This window comes from Roseibacillus ishigakijimensis (genome assembly GCF_016595415.1).
GTDB lineage: Bacteria > Verrucomicrobiota > Verrucomicrobiia > Verrucomicrobiales > Akkermansiaceae > Roseibacillus > Roseibacillus ishigakijimensis.
This window is the reverse complement of record NZ_JAENIO010000020.1, coordinates 24,149-39,628: the sequence shown is the minus strand read 5'-3', so window position 1 is coordinate 39,628 and position 15,480 is coordinate 24,149. Positions and strand designations below refer to the sequence as shown.

At 59.6% G+C, this 15,480-nt stretch carries 16 protein-coding genes; 9 read left to right on the top strand and 7 right to left on the bottom strand.

The window, feature by feature from the left end:
• Window positions 1–50: 50 nt before the first annotated feature.
• Entirely contained in the window at window positions 51–1,157 is a 1,107-nt protein-coding gene (locus tag JIN78_RS09295) for an ABC transporter permease (RefSeq protein ID WP_200391686.1), read from the top strand.
• Here the strand turns inward: JIN78_RS09295 and JIN78_RS09290 are convergent.
• The 3 genes from JIN78_RS09290 to JIN78_RS09280 are packed head-to-tail and all read right to left on the bottom strand — an operon-like array spanning window position 1,147 to window position 5,042.
• Window positions 1,147–2,163 carry an endonuclease/exonuclease/phosphatase family protein gene (locus tag JIN78_RS09290; RefSeq protein ID WP_200391685.1) on the bottom strand — a complete coding sequence of 339 codons (1,017 nt, stop codon included), beginning with the start codon at window positions 2,161–2,163 and terminating at the stop codon, window positions 1,147–1,149. The genes JIN78_RS09295 and JIN78_RS09290 overlap by 11 nt on opposite strands.
• Window positions 2,164–2,165: 2 nt before the next feature.
• On the bottom strand, window positions 2,166–2,471 hold the full coding sequence (locus JIN78_RS17725; protein WP_307832989.1) for a Sec-independent protein translocase subunit TatA/TatB: 306 nt from the start codon (window positions 2,469–2,471) through the stop codon (window positions 2,166–2,168).
• 42 nt (window positions 2,472–2,513) lie between these two features.
• Window positions 2,514–5,042 carry a M16 family metallopeptidase gene (locus tag JIN78_RS09280; protein ID WP_200391684.1) on the bottom strand — a complete coding sequence of 843 codons (2,529 nt, stop codon included), beginning with the start codon at window positions 5,040–5,042 and terminating at the stop codon, window positions 2,514–2,516.
• Window positions 5,043–5,163: 121 nt separating this feature from the next.
• Here JIN78_RS09280 and JIN78_RS09275 point away from each other — a divergent pair, with 121 nt between their 5' ends.
• From JIN78_RS09275 to JIN78_RS09255, 5 genes are all read left to right on the top strand, one after another.
• Window positions 5,164–5,577, top strand: a complete 414-nt coding sequence (locus JIN78_RS09275) for a hypothetical protein (protein WP_200391683.1) — start codon at window positions 5,164–5,166, stop codon at window positions 5,575–5,577.
• A 54-nt stretch (window positions 5,578–5,631) separates the two neighbouring features.
• On the top strand, window positions 5,632–7,260 hold the full coding sequence (locus JIN78_RS09270; RefSeq protein ID WP_200391682.1) for an AAA family ATPase: 1,629 nt from the start codon (window positions 5,632–5,634) through the stop codon (window positions 7,258–7,260).
• Window positions 7,257–7,697: a hypothetical protein gene (locus JIN78_RS09265; protein ID WP_200391681.1), complete on the top strand. Its 441-nt coding sequence runs from the start codon at window positions 7,257–7,259 to the stop codon at window positions 7,695–7,697. Before JIN78_RS09270 ends, JIN78_RS09265 begins: the two co-directional genes overlap by 4 nt.
• 280 nt (window positions 7,698–7,977) lie before the next feature.
• Complete coding sequence (gene infA / locus JIN78_RS09260; protein ID WP_200391680.1) at window positions 7,978–8,226, top strand: translation initiation factor IF-1; 249 nt, start codon at window positions 7,978–7,980, stop codon at window positions 8,224–8,226.
• 96 nt (window positions 8,227–8,322) lie between these two features.
• Complete coding sequence (locus tag JIN78_RS09255) at window positions 8,323–10,137, top strand: SLC13 family permease (RefSeq protein ID WP_200391679.1); 1,815 nt, start codon at window positions 8,323–8,325, stop codon at window positions 10,135–10,137.
• A 155-nt stretch (window positions 10,138–10,292) separates the two neighbouring features.
• On the opposite strand, the gene gatA is transcribed toward JIN78_RS09255, so the two are convergent.
• From gatA to JIN78_RS09235, 4 genes are all read right to left on the bottom strand, one after another.
• Window positions 10,293–11,705: an Asp-tRNA(Asn)/Glu-tRNA(Gln) amidotransferase subunit GatA gene (gene gatA, locus JIN78_RS09250; RefSeq protein ID WP_200391678.1), complete on the bottom strand. Its 1,413-nt coding sequence runs from the start codon at window positions 11,703–11,705 to the stop codon at window positions 10,293–10,295.
• 35 nt (window positions 11,706–11,740) lie between these two features.
• Window positions 11,741–12,034, bottom strand: coding sequence for an Asp-tRNA(Asn)/Glu-tRNA(Gln) amidotransferase subunit GatC (gene gatC, locus JIN78_RS09245; protein WP_200391677.1), 294 nt, complete (start codon window positions 12,032–12,034; stop codon window positions 11,741–11,743).
• A gap of 74 nt (window positions 12,035–12,108) precedes the next feature.
• The gene (locus JIN78_RS09240; protein ID WP_200391676.1) at window positions 12,109–12,498 is read right to left on the bottom strand and encodes a hypothetical protein; all 390 of its coding nucleotides are present in this window, start codon (window positions 12,496–12,498) and stop codon (window positions 12,109–12,111) included.
• Window positions 12,485–13,075, bottom strand: coding sequence for a hypothetical protein (locus JIN78_RS09235; protein ID WP_200391675.1), 591 nt, complete (start codon window positions 13,073–13,075; stop codon window positions 12,485–12,487). Before JIN78_RS09235 ends, JIN78_RS09240 begins: the two co-directional genes overlap by 14 nt.
• A 201-nt stretch (window positions 13,076–13,276) precedes the next feature.
• On the opposite strand from JIN78_RS09235, the gene JIN78_RS09230 reads away from it, so the two are divergent.
• The 3 genes from JIN78_RS09230 (at window position 13,277) to JIN78_RS09220 (ending at window position 15,468) form a co-directional block, all read left to right on the top strand.
• A complete protein-coding gene (locus JIN78_RS09230) occupies window positions 13,277–13,843 on the top strand; it encodes an RNA polymerase sigma factor (RefSeq protein WP_200391674.1) in 567 nt (188 codons plus the stop codon).
• A gap of 14 nt (window positions 13,844–13,857) precedes the next feature.
• Window positions 13,858–14,382 carry a hypothetical protein gene (locus JIN78_RS09225; RefSeq protein ID WP_200391673.1) on the top strand — a complete coding sequence of 175 codons (525 nt, stop codon included), beginning with the start codon at window positions 13,858–13,860 and terminating at the stop codon, window positions 14,380–14,382.
• 87 nt (window positions 14,383–14,469) lie between these two features.
• Window positions 14,470–15,468, top strand: coding sequence for a PDZ domain-containing protein (locus JIN78_RS09220; protein WP_200391672.1), 999 nt, complete (start codon window positions 14,470–14,472; stop codon window positions 15,466–15,468).
• Window positions 15,469–15,480: the final 12 nt, after the last annotated feature.

Here is a 15,480-nt window from a genome sequence, read left to right as displayed (position 1 = left end):
GAAGCTTTTTCCCGCTTTCCCTGGGGAGGGAAGTCATTAGGCTTTTGGTGATGGCGGTGACGAAAGACTGGTGGAAAGCGCGGGATTTGCCCGAGCGTTTAGGCCCGATGCTGGTCAAGGAGTTGCGACAAGGTCTGCGGCGGGGTTATTTCTTGTCTATTTTTGCCGGAATTCATTTTTTTGTCGTTGCGGCCCTGGGGTGGGAGTTTCAAATGAGGATTGAAGACATCGAGCGATCCACGGCTTATGCCGGTCCCCTCAATTTGCTCCTCTTTTTTCCCGGTGAGATGTATTCCGGGCCTTTCTGGGTAGTGGTGGGGCTGATATGTCTTCTCGCCATGCCTTTGGGCGGGCTGGTTCTCATGGGTCAGGAGCTGGAAGAGGGCAATCATGAGCTCTTGCAGATGACTCCGCTTACCCGCTGGCAGGTTGTGGGTGGCAAGTTCCTCGTTATCTGGGGAATCTGTCTCCTGATTTTCTCCTCATTGTTGCCTTACGTCATTGTCCGCTACTTCATGGGCGGGGTGGACGTGGGGCGGAATATCTCTCTGGCGATATCGGTGGTGCTGGGCTCGGCCATCATTTCGGCGGGGGCTCTGGGGGCTTCCTCTTTCCCGGGCATGGCGGCCCGTATCGGGGTTTTCGTCTTTTTCCTCGGGTCCTTTCTCCTTTCTTTGCTGGGCACGGTGGCCGCGAGCGCGGCCCGCGAGGGGGAAGTGGGCTTTTTCTTCTACTGCAATGCTTTCGGTGTTTTTTACTGCTACACTGTGATGGGCCTGGCCATCGCCCGTTCCCGCATCCGCCTCGTGGTCCACCACTACGAAATCAAGCCCAGCTGGATGGTCTTCGGCTTGATCTTTTTCACCCCTTTTGTGGTGGGAATGGCGGCCGGGGTGACTACGGGCTACGCGGGCTTCCTCGGGGCCGTGGGAATGGGGCTGGTGGCCTCCTTTGCTGATGCCACCCCCAAGGCCTCGGCGGCCCTGGCCCCTTCTGCGAATGTGCCCTCCTCCCTCTCTCCCGCCCCGCCGGCATTACCGGCGAAATTGCCGGACTCACCGGACTCACCGGACTCACCGGACTCACCGGACTCACCGGACTCCAAGGGGGCGGCGGGAACTGAGCCACCTGTCGGCACCGAGACGACTAAAGAGTGATGACGAGCATCAGGGGGCGGTGATCGGAGGCCCGCCACCAGTTCTCATGGTCGACGATGTAAGAACCTTTGCCGTAAAAATGAGACTTGAGGGGCTCTGAATAAAGGACATAGTCGAATCGGGAATAGGTGTCCTGATAATTCCAGAAGTGGGTCCAGAGTTCGCCCCGGGAATCCTTGAAATAGTAGTCCCGCAGGTGGGTGGTTGTTTCTTTGGGCTCCCCGCGCAAGGTGTGCAGGGCGGGGGAATTGATAGTGTCGTTGAAGTCGCCGTAAACCAGCAGGCGGGTCTCCGGGGCCCTGGTGAGGATTTCCTCCGCATGACTGCGCAAGAGGCGGGCTTCATTGAGCCGAATCAGCTCTTGATCGGCGGCTTCGATCTCGCGCTTGGACTTGAGGTGGGCTCCCAGGAAGCGCAGTTGCTGGTCGCCGACCGCGATGGTGGCGTCGAGAATGCCCCGATTGATGAGCCAGGTGCGGCCGGAGAGCCGGTAGTCGAGGGTGGCCTGGGAGTTCCGGGCAACGATGGGGTAGCGCGAGAGAAGGCCGAGGTGTCGGGTGTCGTCGGAGCCCCCGGCATGTTCGTGATAGGGCAGGGAGAGGCCTGCGGCGGCCAAGCGCTCTTGCAAGTCCTGCAGATCGGATTCTTTGCCAATCTCGCAAACTCCGAGGACGTCGGGACGCTCGCTGACGATGATTTCGATAAGGGGGCTGATTTCTTTCTCGGGTTTGGGGCGCTCTTCCTCACCACGAGGCATGGTCAGGTAATTTTCCAAATTGTAGGACAGGAAGCGGACCTCGTGCCCGGAGGACGGGGGAATGGGCGGGGCTTGCGGCGTGTTTTGCCGTGATTCCGGGGGAGGGTCCTGGGCGACTTGTTCTTCCGCTGGCTTCACCACCCACTCGGCGGTGGACTCGCTTTCTTTGCAGCTCAGGGTGACAAAGACCAAAAAAAACGCCCCAATTGCGAAAGGGGCGTTCTGAAACAAATTTTTCCAAGGTCGCATGGTCAGCTTTTGCGAGGTTCGCTGTTGGCCGGACCCGATTCGTGCTTCTTCGAATCTTTGTCCAGGTCGACATCGTCGGCCGCTCTTTTGATCTCGTCTTCGAATTCTTCCCGTGCGCGTTTGAATTCTCCCATGGACTTTCCAAGTCCACGAGCAAGTTCAGGAATCTTCTTCGCACCGAAGAGAAGAAGCACGATCACGAAAATAATCAGGATTTCTGGTCCACCGAGGTTGGGCATGGCAATAAAGTAGGCTGGGGTTGGGCAGCTTGCAAAACAAATAACGGGCCAGCGCTCCCTTCCTTTCAATTGAAAAGGGAGGAAAGGGAAAAGGATCGGGCTCGGGAGGCACTACTGGCTGGGAGGCTCCACGATGGCGGTGACCGTGCTTTGGCTCAGCAGTTCACGGGTGAAGGCGTTCACTTCTTCGCGGGTGATGCGCTCCAGCTGGGCCAGATTTTGCTGGGCATGGTCCAGGTCCAGCCCGAGGACGCGGTCGAGGGCAGCTTGGCGCGCTTGCGATGAAAGGGATTGTTCATCGAGAGCATGGGAGGAAAGAGTGGCAGTGCGGGCGCGTTCCATTTCGCTCACACTCAGTCCTTCCGCCGCGATTTTCTCCAAAGCGGCCGTCAATTCGCGCTGGGCGAGGCCCAGCTGCTCGGGAGAGGTGCCCAGATAGGTGGCGAACATTCCGGTGCCGATGCCGTGGAATTGGCTGCTGGAGACGTAATAGGCCAGGCCGAGTTCTTCCCGAATGCGGGTGAAAAGAGGACCCGCCATGTTGGAGGTGTGCTCCTGCAAGAGCTCGGCCGCCACCGCTTGGGGGGAATCGAAGGAGAGCCCGGGCACGGCCATCGCCAGCACGGCTTGCTCCCGGTCGAGGCGATGGCGGTGTTCGCCGGCCTGGTGCGGGATGGCGCTGGTGTCGGGCTGAAAGGTGAGGGCTTCGCCAGCGGGGAGTTTGCCCAAGTGGTCCTCCAGCAGGGGAAGGATTTCATCCTCGGCGGGGAGGTCGCCGTAGAGCGCGAAGACGCCATTGCGGGCGGTGAAGGCGCGTTGGTGATGGGCCTGCACGTCCTCCCGGCTCAGGATAGCGAGGGTTTCCGCTAGCCCTAGCTTGGGAATGCCGTAGTGTTGCTCGCCGAAGAGGTGGCGGCGCAGATGATAGAAGGCCATGCGGGAGGGGTCTTCTTGGGCCTCCTCGATGGCGGCGCGCTGGGCCGCTTTCTCGCGCGCGATGGCTTCCTCCGGAAAGAGGGGCTCGCACAGGCTTTCTCCTGCCAGGGCCAGAAATTGCGGCAGGTCCATACTGAGGCAAAAGCCGGAAAGGAGGGAGGTGTTGTTGCCGGTCCCCAAGCGGAGACGGGCCCCCAGTGACTCCAGCGAGCGGTTGAAGGCGAGCGCGCTGTGCCGGGCGGTGCCTTTCAAGAAGGTGGCTGCGTGCAATTGCCCGAGACCGGCTCGGGCCATCGCTTCGCTGGGTAGTCCGGCCAGGAAGGGGCTTTGCAAAAAGACTGAAGGGATGCGGCTGTCGCGCTTCAGCAGGACGCGCAGCCCGTTGCTCAGCACGTGTTCGCTGACGGGTTCCGCCGCAGTGCCGGTGAGCACTTGGAACTCTCGCGGGGCCTTGTCCTCGGGGTCCAGCGAAGTCAGGGTGAGGCGGTCCTCGCGCAGGTAGCGGGCGGCCACCTCCTTGAGCTGGGCGAGGGTGACTTTTTCCAATGCGGCCAAGTAGTCGCGGGTGAGGTCGAGATTGCGGGCTTCATGCCAATTGGACCCCAGATCGGAGGCCCGGCCGGAAGCGGTGGTCAGACTGCGGAATTGCGCGGCCGCGACCTGCCGGTAGGCTTTGGCCAAATCTTCGTCCGTAAGCGAAGTCACCACCGCAGGCAATTGGGCCAGCACTTCGCTCTCGACCTTGTCGCGCTTCTCCGGCTCACATTCGGCAGAGATGACGAAAAGGCCGGGAGGGTCCTTGGGCGTCCACGCCCAGGTGCCGATTTGATGAGTGAGCCCGCTCTCTTCGCGGAAACGCTGGTAGAGGGGACTGGATACGCCCCCACCCAGAGCTTGTGCCAGCAGCTCAAGGGCTGGGCAATCCGCGTGCCCCAAGGTGGGGATGGGCCAGGCCAGGTTGAGGTGCGATACGGCGGTCTGAAAGGACTGCCGGGCCACCCGCTTGCCGAGGCCGGGCGGTTCCGCTTGCTCGTGGAACTCGTTCACGGGCAGATTGTCGAGGTCCTGGGTGAGCTCCTCCAAATGAGTCAGCACTTCTTGGGGGACAAAGTCGCCGGAGAGGACAAGGAAGGCATTGGCAGGACGGTAGCGGGCGGCGTGGTAAGCCACCATCTCGCTGTGGGTGATGCGGTTGAAGCGATCGAGGTGGCCGATCACGGGGAAGCGCCGGTGGTCATGCTGGAAGGCGGTGGCGAAGAGGAGTTGTGAGGCCACGCTGTCGGGATCATCCAGGCCCATGTCGATTTCGCGCCGGATCACGTCCTTTTCGGTCTGGAAGTCCTCGGCGGGAAGGCTGGGGAAAAAGACCAGTTCGGTGAGTGCTTGCAGGAAAAAATTTGTCGAGCGGGCGGGTCCGTCAATGTAATACACCGTGCGGTCGAAGGAGGTGTAGGCATTCCAATGGCCGCCTTTTTCCTGAACCGACTGGGCCAGGCTGGTCACGTCAAAGGACTTGGTGCCTTTGAAAACCATGTGCTCCAGAAGGTGGGAGATGCCCCCGCCCGCGTGCTCGTGCTCCCGGCGCGAACCCGCGGCCACCCAGATTTGGGCCGAGACCACAGGAGCGGTGGGGTTGGGATCGAGAATCACGGTCAAGCCGCAGGGCAAGGAGTGACGGGTGGCGGAAGTGGCAGGAAAGGTCATGGAGAATCTTGGGTGGCCGGGAGGCTGGCGAACTTTGGCGCTCTTTTGAAGCCGTTTTCGTGTTTCAAGGACGGAAAGGAAACGCTTTGCCATGATTCGCAAGAGGGGCTAGAAAGGGGGCGTGAAAGCATTTATCGCCTTTGTTCTCTTCCTCTTCTTCGCCATCGGGGCGGGGGTAGGATTCTACGGATGGAAAAAATGGACGGCCATCGAGGAACGGGGAGTGGCCCTCGCCCTCGCCAAGCCCGTGGAGAAAGACGAAAAGGAGATGTTGGAGATGCGCTACAACAAGATTCTCGATATGGACGAAGTCCTGCTCCCTACCATCGAGGCTCACAATTTGAAAGGCTTTTATCAGGTCAAAAGCGACGAGGAGGCCCTCAAGCTTTTTCGCGAGGATTCCTTGGTCAAACTCCCGGGAGGACGGGATTTGCACGTCATTTTCAAAGGTCCCCGCTCCACCCGCGAGGAGCGGGATGCCGCCAGCCGCACTTTGGCCGAGCAATTTGTGAAGGCCGCCAGCATCCTCGAGTAGCGGTTTGCTTGCATTCCCGGGTTGAATTTTTTGTCACCGGGAGGATGCTGCCCCATGCCCAAGGACGATCCCCAGGAACCCAAGCCGCCCAAGACTCCCGAAGAATTGCAGAAGGTCTTTCAGGACTTTTTCGGCAAGTTTGGTAACGTCAGTTTTGAGATGGGAGGCATGAATGCCCCCGAAGCCCCTGCCGAGGACGGCGAGCCGGAGACGGTGGTCAAGGAGTCCCAGCCCATTTTCGACTTCGATCTCTTGCCCCGTGATGTGAAGCGCCACCTCGACCGCTTCGTCATTCGGCAGGACGAGGCCAAAAAGGCCCTCTCCATCGCGGTCTGCGACCATTACAACCACGCCAAGCAGATGCGGGCGCTGGAGGAGGAAAATGGCGGACAACTCCCCGACGGGATGGAGTATCAGAAGCAGAACGTCATGATTGTCGGACCCACCGGGGTGGGAAAAACCTATCTCGTCAAACACATTGCCGACCTCATCGGGGTGCCTTTTGTGAAGGCCGATGCCACCAAGTTCTCGGAAACGGGCTACGTTGGCGGCGATGTCGATGACCTCGTGCGCGAGTTGGTGCAAAAGGCGGATGGCGATGTCGAACTGGCGGAATATGGCATCATCTATCTCGATGAGGTCGACAAACTGGCCTCCAAGCCCGGCACGGGTGGCCGCGACGTCAGTGGACGCGGGGTCCAGACCACTTTGCTGAAGCTGATGGAGGAGACTGAGGTGCCTCTCACCAATCCCATGGACATGCGGGCCCAGATGAAGGCCATGATGCAGATGCGCACGGGCAGTGGTTCTCAAAAGGACACCATCAATACCCGCCATATCCTTTTCATCGTCAGCGGAGCCTTCTCGGGCTTGGAGAAAGTGGTGCAATCCCGGCTCAAGAGCGGGCACATGGGCTTTGGGGCCGAGATTTCGGAAGCCGTTCTCGATGGGGAGACCTTCCGCGAAGTGGAAACCCGCGATTTGGTGGACTTCGGGTTTGAGGCCGAGTTCGTGGGCCGTCTTCCCGTGCGGGTCATTTGCGAGAAGCTCACTGCCGATGATTTTGTCAAAATTCTCAATGACTCCGAAGGGAGTATCCTGCGCCAATACGAGCGGGAGTTCTCGGCCTATGGCATTGCTGCCAAATTCGAGCCCGATGCCATTCGTTATGTGGCCGAGTTGGCCGAGAAGGAAGATACGGGCGCGCGGGCTCTCATGACAGTATTGGAACGGCTCTTGCGCGACTTCAAATTCGAACTCCCCGGCACGGCGGTAAGCGAGCTGGTCATCAACCGCGACCTTCTCGACAACCGGGAAGCCAAGCTCAAGGAATTTGCCGCGATGGAAAAACGGGTTGATGTGAAGAAGACTCGTGCCGAAGTGGAAATTTGGGAACGGGAATTCAATGAAAAGCACGAGGTGAATGTGCACCTCAATGACCAGGCGGTGGTGGCTTTGGCCGAAAAAGCGGCCGAGCAAGCCCGCAGTGTGCTGCAGGTTTGCCGTGATCGCTTTAAGGATTACCAATTCGGGCTCAAGTTGATCGAGAAAAACACCGGGCGGAAGGATTTTGAACTCACTCCCGAAGCGGTCGCCGATCCCGACAAATTCTTGAGTGAAATGGTCGTTTTGAGTTACCGTCGCGACTCGGAGGCGGGCTCGCCTTCGGCTGACGACGCATGAAGAACGACAATTTGCTGACCTCGCCAACCCCTTGGCTGGCCACCGGGATGGGACTGGTGGTTGGGCTCGTCTGCCTCCTTCTGGGGGCGGGGGACTCGTTTGGAGACTGGCTGCGGGGAGGATTCGAAGCCCGGGGATTTCCGGCGCTGAGGGAGGTTTCCCCCGCTTCTCCCTGGTCATTGCTCGCTCTCGTCGTGGTGACTTCGGCAGTGGTTCTCGCCGTTGAGGGAACTCCCGGGCTGGGGCGGCGGCTGCTTCTCCTCCTCAGTTCTCTCGTTCTCGCAGCGATGGCGTGCCCGGTGCTCGCTCTCTGGTCGTGGTGGTGGAATCCACTCGTTCAACTGGTTGCCCTCTTCTGGGCCGGATTGGCCGCCCTCCTCCATGCCGCCAGTCGCGAGAGAGAAGCCTCCAAGCCGATGGGGGAAGTGAACCTCTAGCTGGCTCGCTCCAGTCACCGATTGCGCTTTCTTCGTGAGACGGAGTCGGCACTTTTTGCCGCCTGCCGCGAGGAAACAGGGGGAGGGAGAATACCCGCCAAAGGAAAAGCGAAAACGTCATTCCGCAAATTTTCCAATTGTCAACTGGGTATATCAGGGCCATAGTGAAGCCGCGCGACTTTTCGTCGTGCAACAATCAACTAACCAAAGGAGAATTATCGCAGGACCGCCAAGAAATCGAGCTGGAGGCCGTGGCCGTGGAGGCCGGGGCCGTCGCCCTATGCACAAGAAAAACAACATCCGGGCCAAGGATGGTGAAGCCAAGGCCGTGGAAGTTGAGGGAACCGTGAGCGCGGTTCTCGCCGGCACCATGTTCAAGGTGGAGTTGCCCAGCGGCCACGAAGTTCTGGCCCACATTTCCGGCAAAATGCGCAAGCGATTCATCCGCCTCGTGATTGGCGACAAGGTCAAAATGGAGATGTCTCCCTACGATACGTCCAAAGCCCGGATCGTCTACCGTCTGGGCTGAGCCCGCTCCGTTTTCTCGTGATACCCACAGAGACTTTCAGTTTTTCAAGATAGAGCTGAATAGGCGGATTCTGTGACGATGCCCATCTTTTGATCCATGTCACAGAATTGGGAATACTGGTTTCTTGCCCTCTTGCTGGCAGTCGTCTTTCTCTCCTTTGTCAAGGAGTGGCTCCCGGTCGAGATCGTGGCGCTGGCGGGAATGTTTCTCTGCGTCATTGTGGGGATTCTGGACCTTGATGGTCCCGCCGGAGCGCTCAGTGTCTTTTCCCACGGGGCTCCTTTGGCCATCGGGTGCATGTTTGTGATCAGTGCCGCGCTGGAACGAACGGGTGTTATCGAGACCCTGGGTGACTGGTTCGAGGGCTTGGCCGCGAAATCGGAGACCAGTCTTCTCGTCTGGATCATTGTGATCGTGGCCTTCCTTTCCGGATTCGTCAACAACACCCCCGTGGTGGTGGTCCTGATGCCGGTCATTCTCGGGATCTGCCGCCGCAAGGATTGGAAGGCCTCGCGCTATCTCATCCCCCTGAGCTACGCCGCCATTGTGGGGGGCACCATCACCATCATCGGCACCTCCACCAATCTCATCGCCGCCGGGATTGCCGAAGACCGGGGCCTGGAGCCCTTTGGCATGTTCGAGGTGACCAAGTTGGGGTTGATCTTCTGTCTCATCACTGCGGCCTACCTTCTCATCTTCGGTCGCAAGCTCCTGCCCGATCGCTCGACCCTGGCCTCCCTGATAGATACCGAGAGTTCGCGGGAGTTCATCACCCATGCCTACGTCAGCAAGGGTTCGCCTCTGGTAGGCAAGGAGTTTGGGGAGACCCCTTTTGCCAAGATCAAGAAGCTTCGTCTCATCGAGGTGCGGCGAAACGGTCTCCGGGTGAGGGTCCCGCTCAAGGAGATCCGCTTCCGGCAGAGCGACGAACTGTTTTTCAAGGGAAGTCCTGACGGGGTCCTCGATGTCACGAAGACCGAGGGCGTCGAGGTCAATAGCGGGGCGGAAGAATTTGGCCTAGAGGGGGTCCAGACCGAATCAGCGGTTCTCATGGAGGGGATTCTGGGCCCAGAGTCGAGTCTGGTGGGCAAGTCTCTCTCGGAGCTCAAGTTCCGCCAACAATTTGGCGTGATTATTCTCGCCGTCCACCGGCGGGGGCAAAATTTGCGTGAGAAATTCGAAGATACCAAGCTGGCCTTCGGAGACACTCTTCTCGTGCAGGGTTCCGCAGAAAAAATGCGCCGCCTTTTCGAGCAACGGGACTTTGTGAACTTGAGTGCGCCGACCACCAAGGAGTTCCGCAAGGAAAAAGCCCGCTGGGCTTTGGTGGGACTGGGCATTTTCGTTTTGCTGGGCGCTTTGGGGGGATTCGAGGTGATTCCCAAGATTCCCACGGTGCAGCTTGCTCTGGGGGCGGCACTTTTTGTTTTGATCACCGGCTGTTTGACTCCGAACGAGGCTTACGATGCCATCGATTGGCGCATTTTGTTTCTCATCATGGGGATGTTGGGCATTGGGCTGGCGATGATTCAGTCCGGCCTCCTCGGCTCGGTGGCCGATTTGGTGGCCGAGACTTGCGGGGGGATGGACCCGCGCCTCTTGCTGGCTCTCATTTACCTCCTGGCCGCGATTTTGACCGAATTGGTCAGCAATCAGGCGGTCGCGGTCTTGCTCACTCCCTTGGCCATTCAGCTGGGTGTGCAAATGGAGATCGACCCCCGGGCTTTGGTGGTGGCGGTCATGTTCGGCGCTTCCGCCAGCTTTTCCACCCCCATTGGTTACCAGACCAATACTTATGTCTTCGGGGCCGGGGGATACAAGTTCGGAGACTTCTTCCGCGTGGGCTTTCCGTTGGCGGTGATTCTCTGGCTCACCGCCAGCTTGCTCATTCCGCTTTTGTGGGGAATCTGAGGTCCTTTTCGGTATTCCTGACGGAAAAGAGAGCGCCTCTTTTGCGGGAAAAGGCAACGGGCCGGGGGCTCGGCGGCGCTCGCAATCGATTCGGATTCAGGAGTCCAATTTGCTCGCGGAACTGGTCCTCCTGAACCTCTCCGAGGAGGCAATGATCACTCGGTTTCCAAAGCACGGCCGATTTGGAGCACCAGATCGTCGCGCAGGTGGGGAGCCATCACTTGCACCCCGACTGGCAGCTGGCTTCCTTCCCCGGAGTCCACTGTGCCACAGGGAACGGAGATTCCGGGGAGTCCAGCCAGGTTAGCGGAGATGGTGTAGATATCGGCCAAATAGTCCTGCAACGGGTCCTCGTCGGCGACGCCCAATTTGCGGGGCGGAGTTGGCGAGGTGGGGGTGAGAATGGCGTCCACCTCTTGGAAGGCGGCGGTGAACTCGCGTTGGATGAGGTTCCGCACTCGCTGCGCACGCTTGTAATAGGCGTCGTAGTAGCCGGAGGAGAGCACGTAGGTGCCGAGCAAGATGCGGCGCTTGACCTCGGGGCCGAAGCCTTCTTCGCGGGACTTGCGGTAGGTGTCGATGATGTCGCTGGCATTCTGGCTGCGCACGCCATAGCGAATCCCGTCGAAGCGGGAAAGATTGGAAGAGGCTTCGGCCGGAGCGAGGATGTAGTAGGTGGCCACGGCGGCATCGGTCGCGGGCAAATCGATCTCCACCAGCTCGGCTCCTTGCGCCTCCAGCCGGGCCGCGGCCTGGCGCACCAGCGATTCGATGGCTGGGTCCAGTCCTTCGGCGAAGTATTGCTTGGGCAGCCCGATGCGCAATCCCTGCACGCCTTTGTCCAGGGCGGCGGAATAATCCGGCACTGGTTCCTGGAGGGAAGTGGAATCGAGGGGATCGTGACCGGCAATTACTTGTAGGAGCAAGGCGGCATCTTCCACGGTGTGGGTGAGGGGGCCGATTTGATCGAGAGAGGAGGCAAAGGCGACCAATCCGTAGCGCGAGACGCGGCCGTAGGAAGGCTTGAGGCCGACGAGGCCGCAGTGGGCGGCAGGTTGGCGAATGGAGCCACCGGTGTCCGACCCGAGGGAGGCGAGGGCCATCCCGGCTGCGACGGCGGCGGCTGAGCCGCCCGAAGATCCGCCCGCGATGCGACTGGGGTCGTGGGGATTGACGGTTTTGACCAGAGCGGAGTTTTCGCAGGCCGAGCCCATCGCAAATTCGTCCATGTTGGCCCGGCCGAGAAGGATCGCACCTGCTTCTCTCAGCTTGCGCGTGACGGTGGCGTCATAGGGCGCGGTGTAGCCTTTTTCCAAAAAGCGGGAGCCACAGGTGCAGGGTTGGCCGAGGGCATTGATGTTGTCTTTGAGGAGGACGGGCACCCCACCCAGGGGTTTGTCCAAATCGGCCGCGTGGGCATCGGCCAGAGCCTGTTCGCGGTCGTAAGAGATGAGGGCGCCGATTGAGGGGTTCTTTTCCTCAATATGCGTCAAGAGTTCACCAACGAGAGAAGTGGCATCGAGTTGGCCGGAGGTGAGGGCGGCGCGGGCTTGTGAAAGTGTGGTCATGGAAAAGCCTGGGAGTGATGAAGGGCAGGAGTTCTTTAGGAGGCGTCGACAACCTTGGGAACGCGAATTTGCTCTTGGGCGCTGTCCGGAGCATTCTGCAGCACGGCCTCGGGGGAGAGGCCGGGGCGGGGACTGTCGGGACGGAGAACATCGAAGACCGGGGTGGGGTGGGCCGTGGGCTCAATGCCTTCCACGTCAATGGCAGAAAGAGTGTCGATGTGAGTCAGAATGGGCGCGAGCTGGTTCTGGAAAGTCGCCAATTCATCCTCATTGAGATCGAGGCGGGCGAGTTCCGCGATTCGTCGGAGAGCAATTTGGTTGTCGGACACGCAGCGTGTCTAGCGCGTTGCCGCCCGATGGGAAACCCTTTTTGGGGGCATCATGAGCGGTCGCGGGGGCCCCGCTAGGAGAGGGTGCTGAGAAAGGACAGAATCCAGGAGATCACCGAGCCGATGGCCAGCAGCAGAAGGACGAAGAGTCCGGTCGCTTTGACTTGATAGCGTTGTTGATTGCGCACCTCGCCGCGCGTGAGGTGTGCTTGGAAGCGTTTTTCCCGCAAGCGATCCTCCAGGTCATCCGGAGGCGGCATGGTGGTGCGGGCGTCTTCATACTCCCGCCGGATGCGATCCGGGGCCTCCGCAATCATTTCCTCCAGCTTCTCGATTTGCTCCCGCACGGCCCGCTCTTGTTCGACCAGAGCCTGCAGATCGGCGGCTCCAGCGGCTGGTTTCTTCTTCTTGCGTTGGAAGGGCAGCATGAGAGTGGAGAGGGAGAGGGGGCTAGCGGTTGACATAGATCAGAAGAGCGATGGTGGCGAGAACGATGATGGGCAGATTGAAGGCCAAGCCCTGCCTGAGGGTCTCGGTAAAGGAATCGCTCTTTCCGCTGGGGCGGGAGGAAAAAAGTCCCCGGCGACGGCCCTCGCCAAGATGGGCGGAGAGCTCTTCGTAGTCCGCTTCGCAGTTTTCGAGGGTGTCCATCGCATCCTGCAAGTCCTCGGCGAGCTTGGTCTTGCGCCACTTTCGCGGGTCGATGCCCTGCAAGGTCTGCATGTGATTGGCAAAAGTTTTGCGCGCTTCCTCCAGCTCCTTGAGCTCCTGGCGCGAGTCGTAGATTTCCCGGTCGATGGCTTGCACCGAGTGGTCGAGCCGTTCGAGAAGTTCGATTTGGCCATCGATAAAGTCCTGGCGCTGATGGGTGATTTCCTCCGCTTCTTGTCTTTTTCGCTCGATTTCCTCCCGCTGGCGTTGCAACTTCTCCAGCTGGCTCTCGGCCTGCTGTAGCTGGCGATTGTATTCATCGCCCGTTCCGGGCTGGGGGGCCTTGGCGGCGCTTCCGACGTTGAGATGTTGTTTTCGCTGCGTGGACATGGCAAAGAATGGGTGGGTAGAAGCTACAAGGTTGACAAAGTTTTGGCCACTAGAATATTAAGTTTAGCAAAGTTTTTTTCTAAAATTGGGAAGTGGGATGGGGGCAAAGGGCCCTCCTTGCCAACCCTTCTCCTTTCTCCTGATTTTTCCTAAACAAAGCCGAGAATTTACTACGCTGTGGGGGATGACGAGTCAAAACAGGTGATTGCTGCAAACACACAGGAAGTCGAGGACGCTGTTCCCGACTGGCAGGAATGGTTACGGGTCAATGGCCCGCGCCTCTTGCTGTTTGCCCGCCAGCAGACCCGCAATGGAGCGGATGCAGAAGACGCCTTGCAAGACGCCCTCGTCAAACTGGCTCGCAAAGTGGCGGAAGGCAGCTTCGTGGGCGGGCAGGATGCTTGGATGCCCTTCCTCTACACCCAGATTCGGCGGGAAGCGATCGACCGCGGTCGAAAGGATGACCGCCGGAGAAAGAGGGAGGAGGTCGTTATCGAGGATGCCCGGGGATTGAACCCCGTGGCAGGCGGCGATTGGTTCGAGACCGGTAGCGAGGGTGAGCAAGCCGAGTTGGTGGAAGAAGCGCTGCGCGACTTGCCCCCCAAATTTGCCGAGGTGATCACCATGAAAGTCTGGGGGGAGCGAACCTTTGACGAAATCGGGAAGACCTTGGGAATTTCCCTGCACACGGCGGCCTCTCGTTACCGCTACGGGCTGGAGGCGATGAGAAAGAAGCTTGCGGCGGCCCGCATTCGAGGAGATATTTGAAGATAGGAGAAAACATGGATTCAGAGTTGAAGCAATTGGAGGAAGAGCTGCGTGGGTTTGCCCCCAGCGCGGTGTCGGGCGAGGTCTTGTCGCGCATGGTGGAGGCCATGGAACGATGGGAAGAGGGAGAGGTTTCGGCCGTTCCCGTAGCTGACACCTCTAAAATTGTCGCCTTTCCCCAAGAAACCCGCAATCTCGCCGGTTGGCGTCCCATGTGGGCGGCGGCAGCGGCGGTCGCGATCTTGGGCGCGAGCGTGGGCTTGCTCATGCCCCGTTCCCAGGAATCGGGGGTGACTGCGATGACCGACCTAGGTCCTGTGCCTCTTCTCCGCCAGGCCTCCCTCGTGCCCGTCAATGTGCAGCGCAAAGTTAGCTCCCTGGAAGCCGGAGTGGTGGAAAATCGGGAAGGAATGCAGTATCAACTGATCCGCGTTGTCCGCCAGGAGGAAGCCGATTTCCGGGCGCCGGAAGGGGCTGGGTGCGGGCTGAAAGTCTCCCAGCCCAAAGTCGATTACTACATGGTTCCGGTTTCCTACTGAGAAAACATTCGTGGCGACACAAAAAGGAAAGCAAAAGAACTCCCTTTCCTCGCTTACCCCGGCACAATGAGAATGAAGACGATTGGCATGAATCAAATCGGAAGGGCGGTTTTGTTTCTCAGTCTTGCACCGGCGACCTCGCTCTGGTCCGTGGAGCGACCGAGTCATTTGGATGAGACCCCACATGAGCTTCAAACTGATTTTGAGAGCGACGCTCCCGGGGCCGGGGAAGAAGCGATCACCTCGCTTCCCGAGGCCGTCCCTCCGGTTCCCGAAAAGAAGGTCGCCATTGTGGAGGCTTTGCCGGTGGCCGAAGAGCGTCGTGATGAGGGCACCCCTTACCTCGGAGTGGGAAGTAAACCGGTTGACGAGTTGGTGGCGAGCCACCTTGGCCTCAGCCATGGAATCGTGGTCATCCAAGTGCATGAGGGTAGCGGGGCGTTCAAGGCGGGCCTCCGGAAAAATGATATTTTGCTAAGTTTTGACGGGCGGGAGCTGCGCACTCCCCTCGATTTGCGGGATGCCGTGCGGGCGCGGGGAGTGGGCGATGAGGTCACGGTCGCGTTTCTGCGGAAAGGGGAGGAGAGTGAGGCCCGGGTTGCTCTCGAAGCCCGCCCCGAAGGATTACCTGGCTTCGTGCCCCCCAAAGTAGAGGAGATGGGCCAGTTGCAGGAGATTTGGCCAGGAGGTGGAGAGCTTCCCGCCGAGGCCCGGGAGGAAATCAATCGCCTGCGTGAGATGCTCGAAAAGGACTTCAATGACGTGGACCTGGGTCTGCGGCTCAACGAAATTCTGGAAGGCGAGTTGCCCCAGGGCGAGGGTCAAGTGGACCTCGAAATCGGGGCCGAAAGTTCGGTCACCTGGTCGGATGGGCAGGGAACCATTACTCTGAAAACGCGCTCTGGCGAAAGTGAGGTGAAAGTGCGAGATCACGATGGCCGGGTCATTTTCGAAGGCCCTTGGCAGACCGATGGTGACAAGGCGGCTGCGAGCCCCGAAGTCCGCGAGCGCATTGAAAGCATGGGCATTCGGCGCAAGGGGAATCATCTCAAGTTCTGGATGAACCAGTTCCCAGGCAACCGTTGACCGTTTCTTTTC

Excerpts from the sequence above, each read along its gene's own strand:
- JIN78_RS09220 (WP_200391672.1), top strand. The coding sequence starts at position 14,470 with ATGAATCAAATCGGAAGGGCGGTTTTGTTTCTCAGTCTTGCACCGGCG.
- JIN78_RS09255 (WP_200391679.1), top strand. The coding sequence starts at position 8,323 with ATGTCACAGAATTGGGAATACTGGTTTCTTGCCCTCTTGCTGGCAGTC.
- gatA (WP_200391678.1), bottom strand. The coding sequence starts at position 11,705 with ATGACCACACTTTCACAAGCCCGCGCCGCCCTCACCTCCGGCCAACTC.
- JIN78_RS09225 (WP_200391673.1), top strand. The coding sequence starts at position 13,858 with ATGGATTCAGAGTTGAAGCAATTGGAGGAAGAGCTGCGTGGGTTTGCC.
- JIN78_RS09240 (WP_200391676.1), bottom strand. The coding sequence starts at position 12,498 with ATGTCAACCGCTAGCCCCCTCTCCCTCTCCACTCTCATGCTGCCCTTC.
- JIN78_RS09265 (WP_200391681.1), top strand. The coding sequence starts at position 7,257 with ATGAAGAACGACAATTTGCTGACCTCGCCAACCCCTTGGCTGGCCACC.
- JIN78_RS09235 (WP_200391675.1), bottom strand. The coding sequence starts at position 13,075 with ATGTCCACGCAGCGAAAACAACATCTCAACGTCGGAAGCGCCGCCAAG.
- JIN78_RS09290 (WP_200391685.1), bottom strand. The coding sequence starts at position 2,163 with ATGCGACCTTGGAAAAATTTGTTTCAGAACGCCCCTTTCGCAATTGGG.
- infA (WP_200391680.1), top strand. The coding sequence starts at position 7,978 with ATGCACAAGAAAAACAACATCCGGGCCAAGGATGGTGAAGCCAAGGCC.
- JIN78_RS09270 (WP_200391682.1), top strand. The coding sequence starts at position 5,632 with ATGCCCAAGGACGATCCCCAGGAACCCAAGCCGCCCAAGACTCCCGAA.
- JIN78_RS09295 (WP_200391686.1), top strand. The coding sequence starts at position 51 with ATGGCGGTGACGAAAGACTGGTGGAAAGCGCGGGATTTGCCCGAGCGT.
- JIN78_RS09280 (WP_200391684.1), bottom strand. The coding sequence starts at position 5,042 with ATGACCTTTCCTGCCACTTCCGCCACCCGTCACTCCTTGCCCTGCGGC.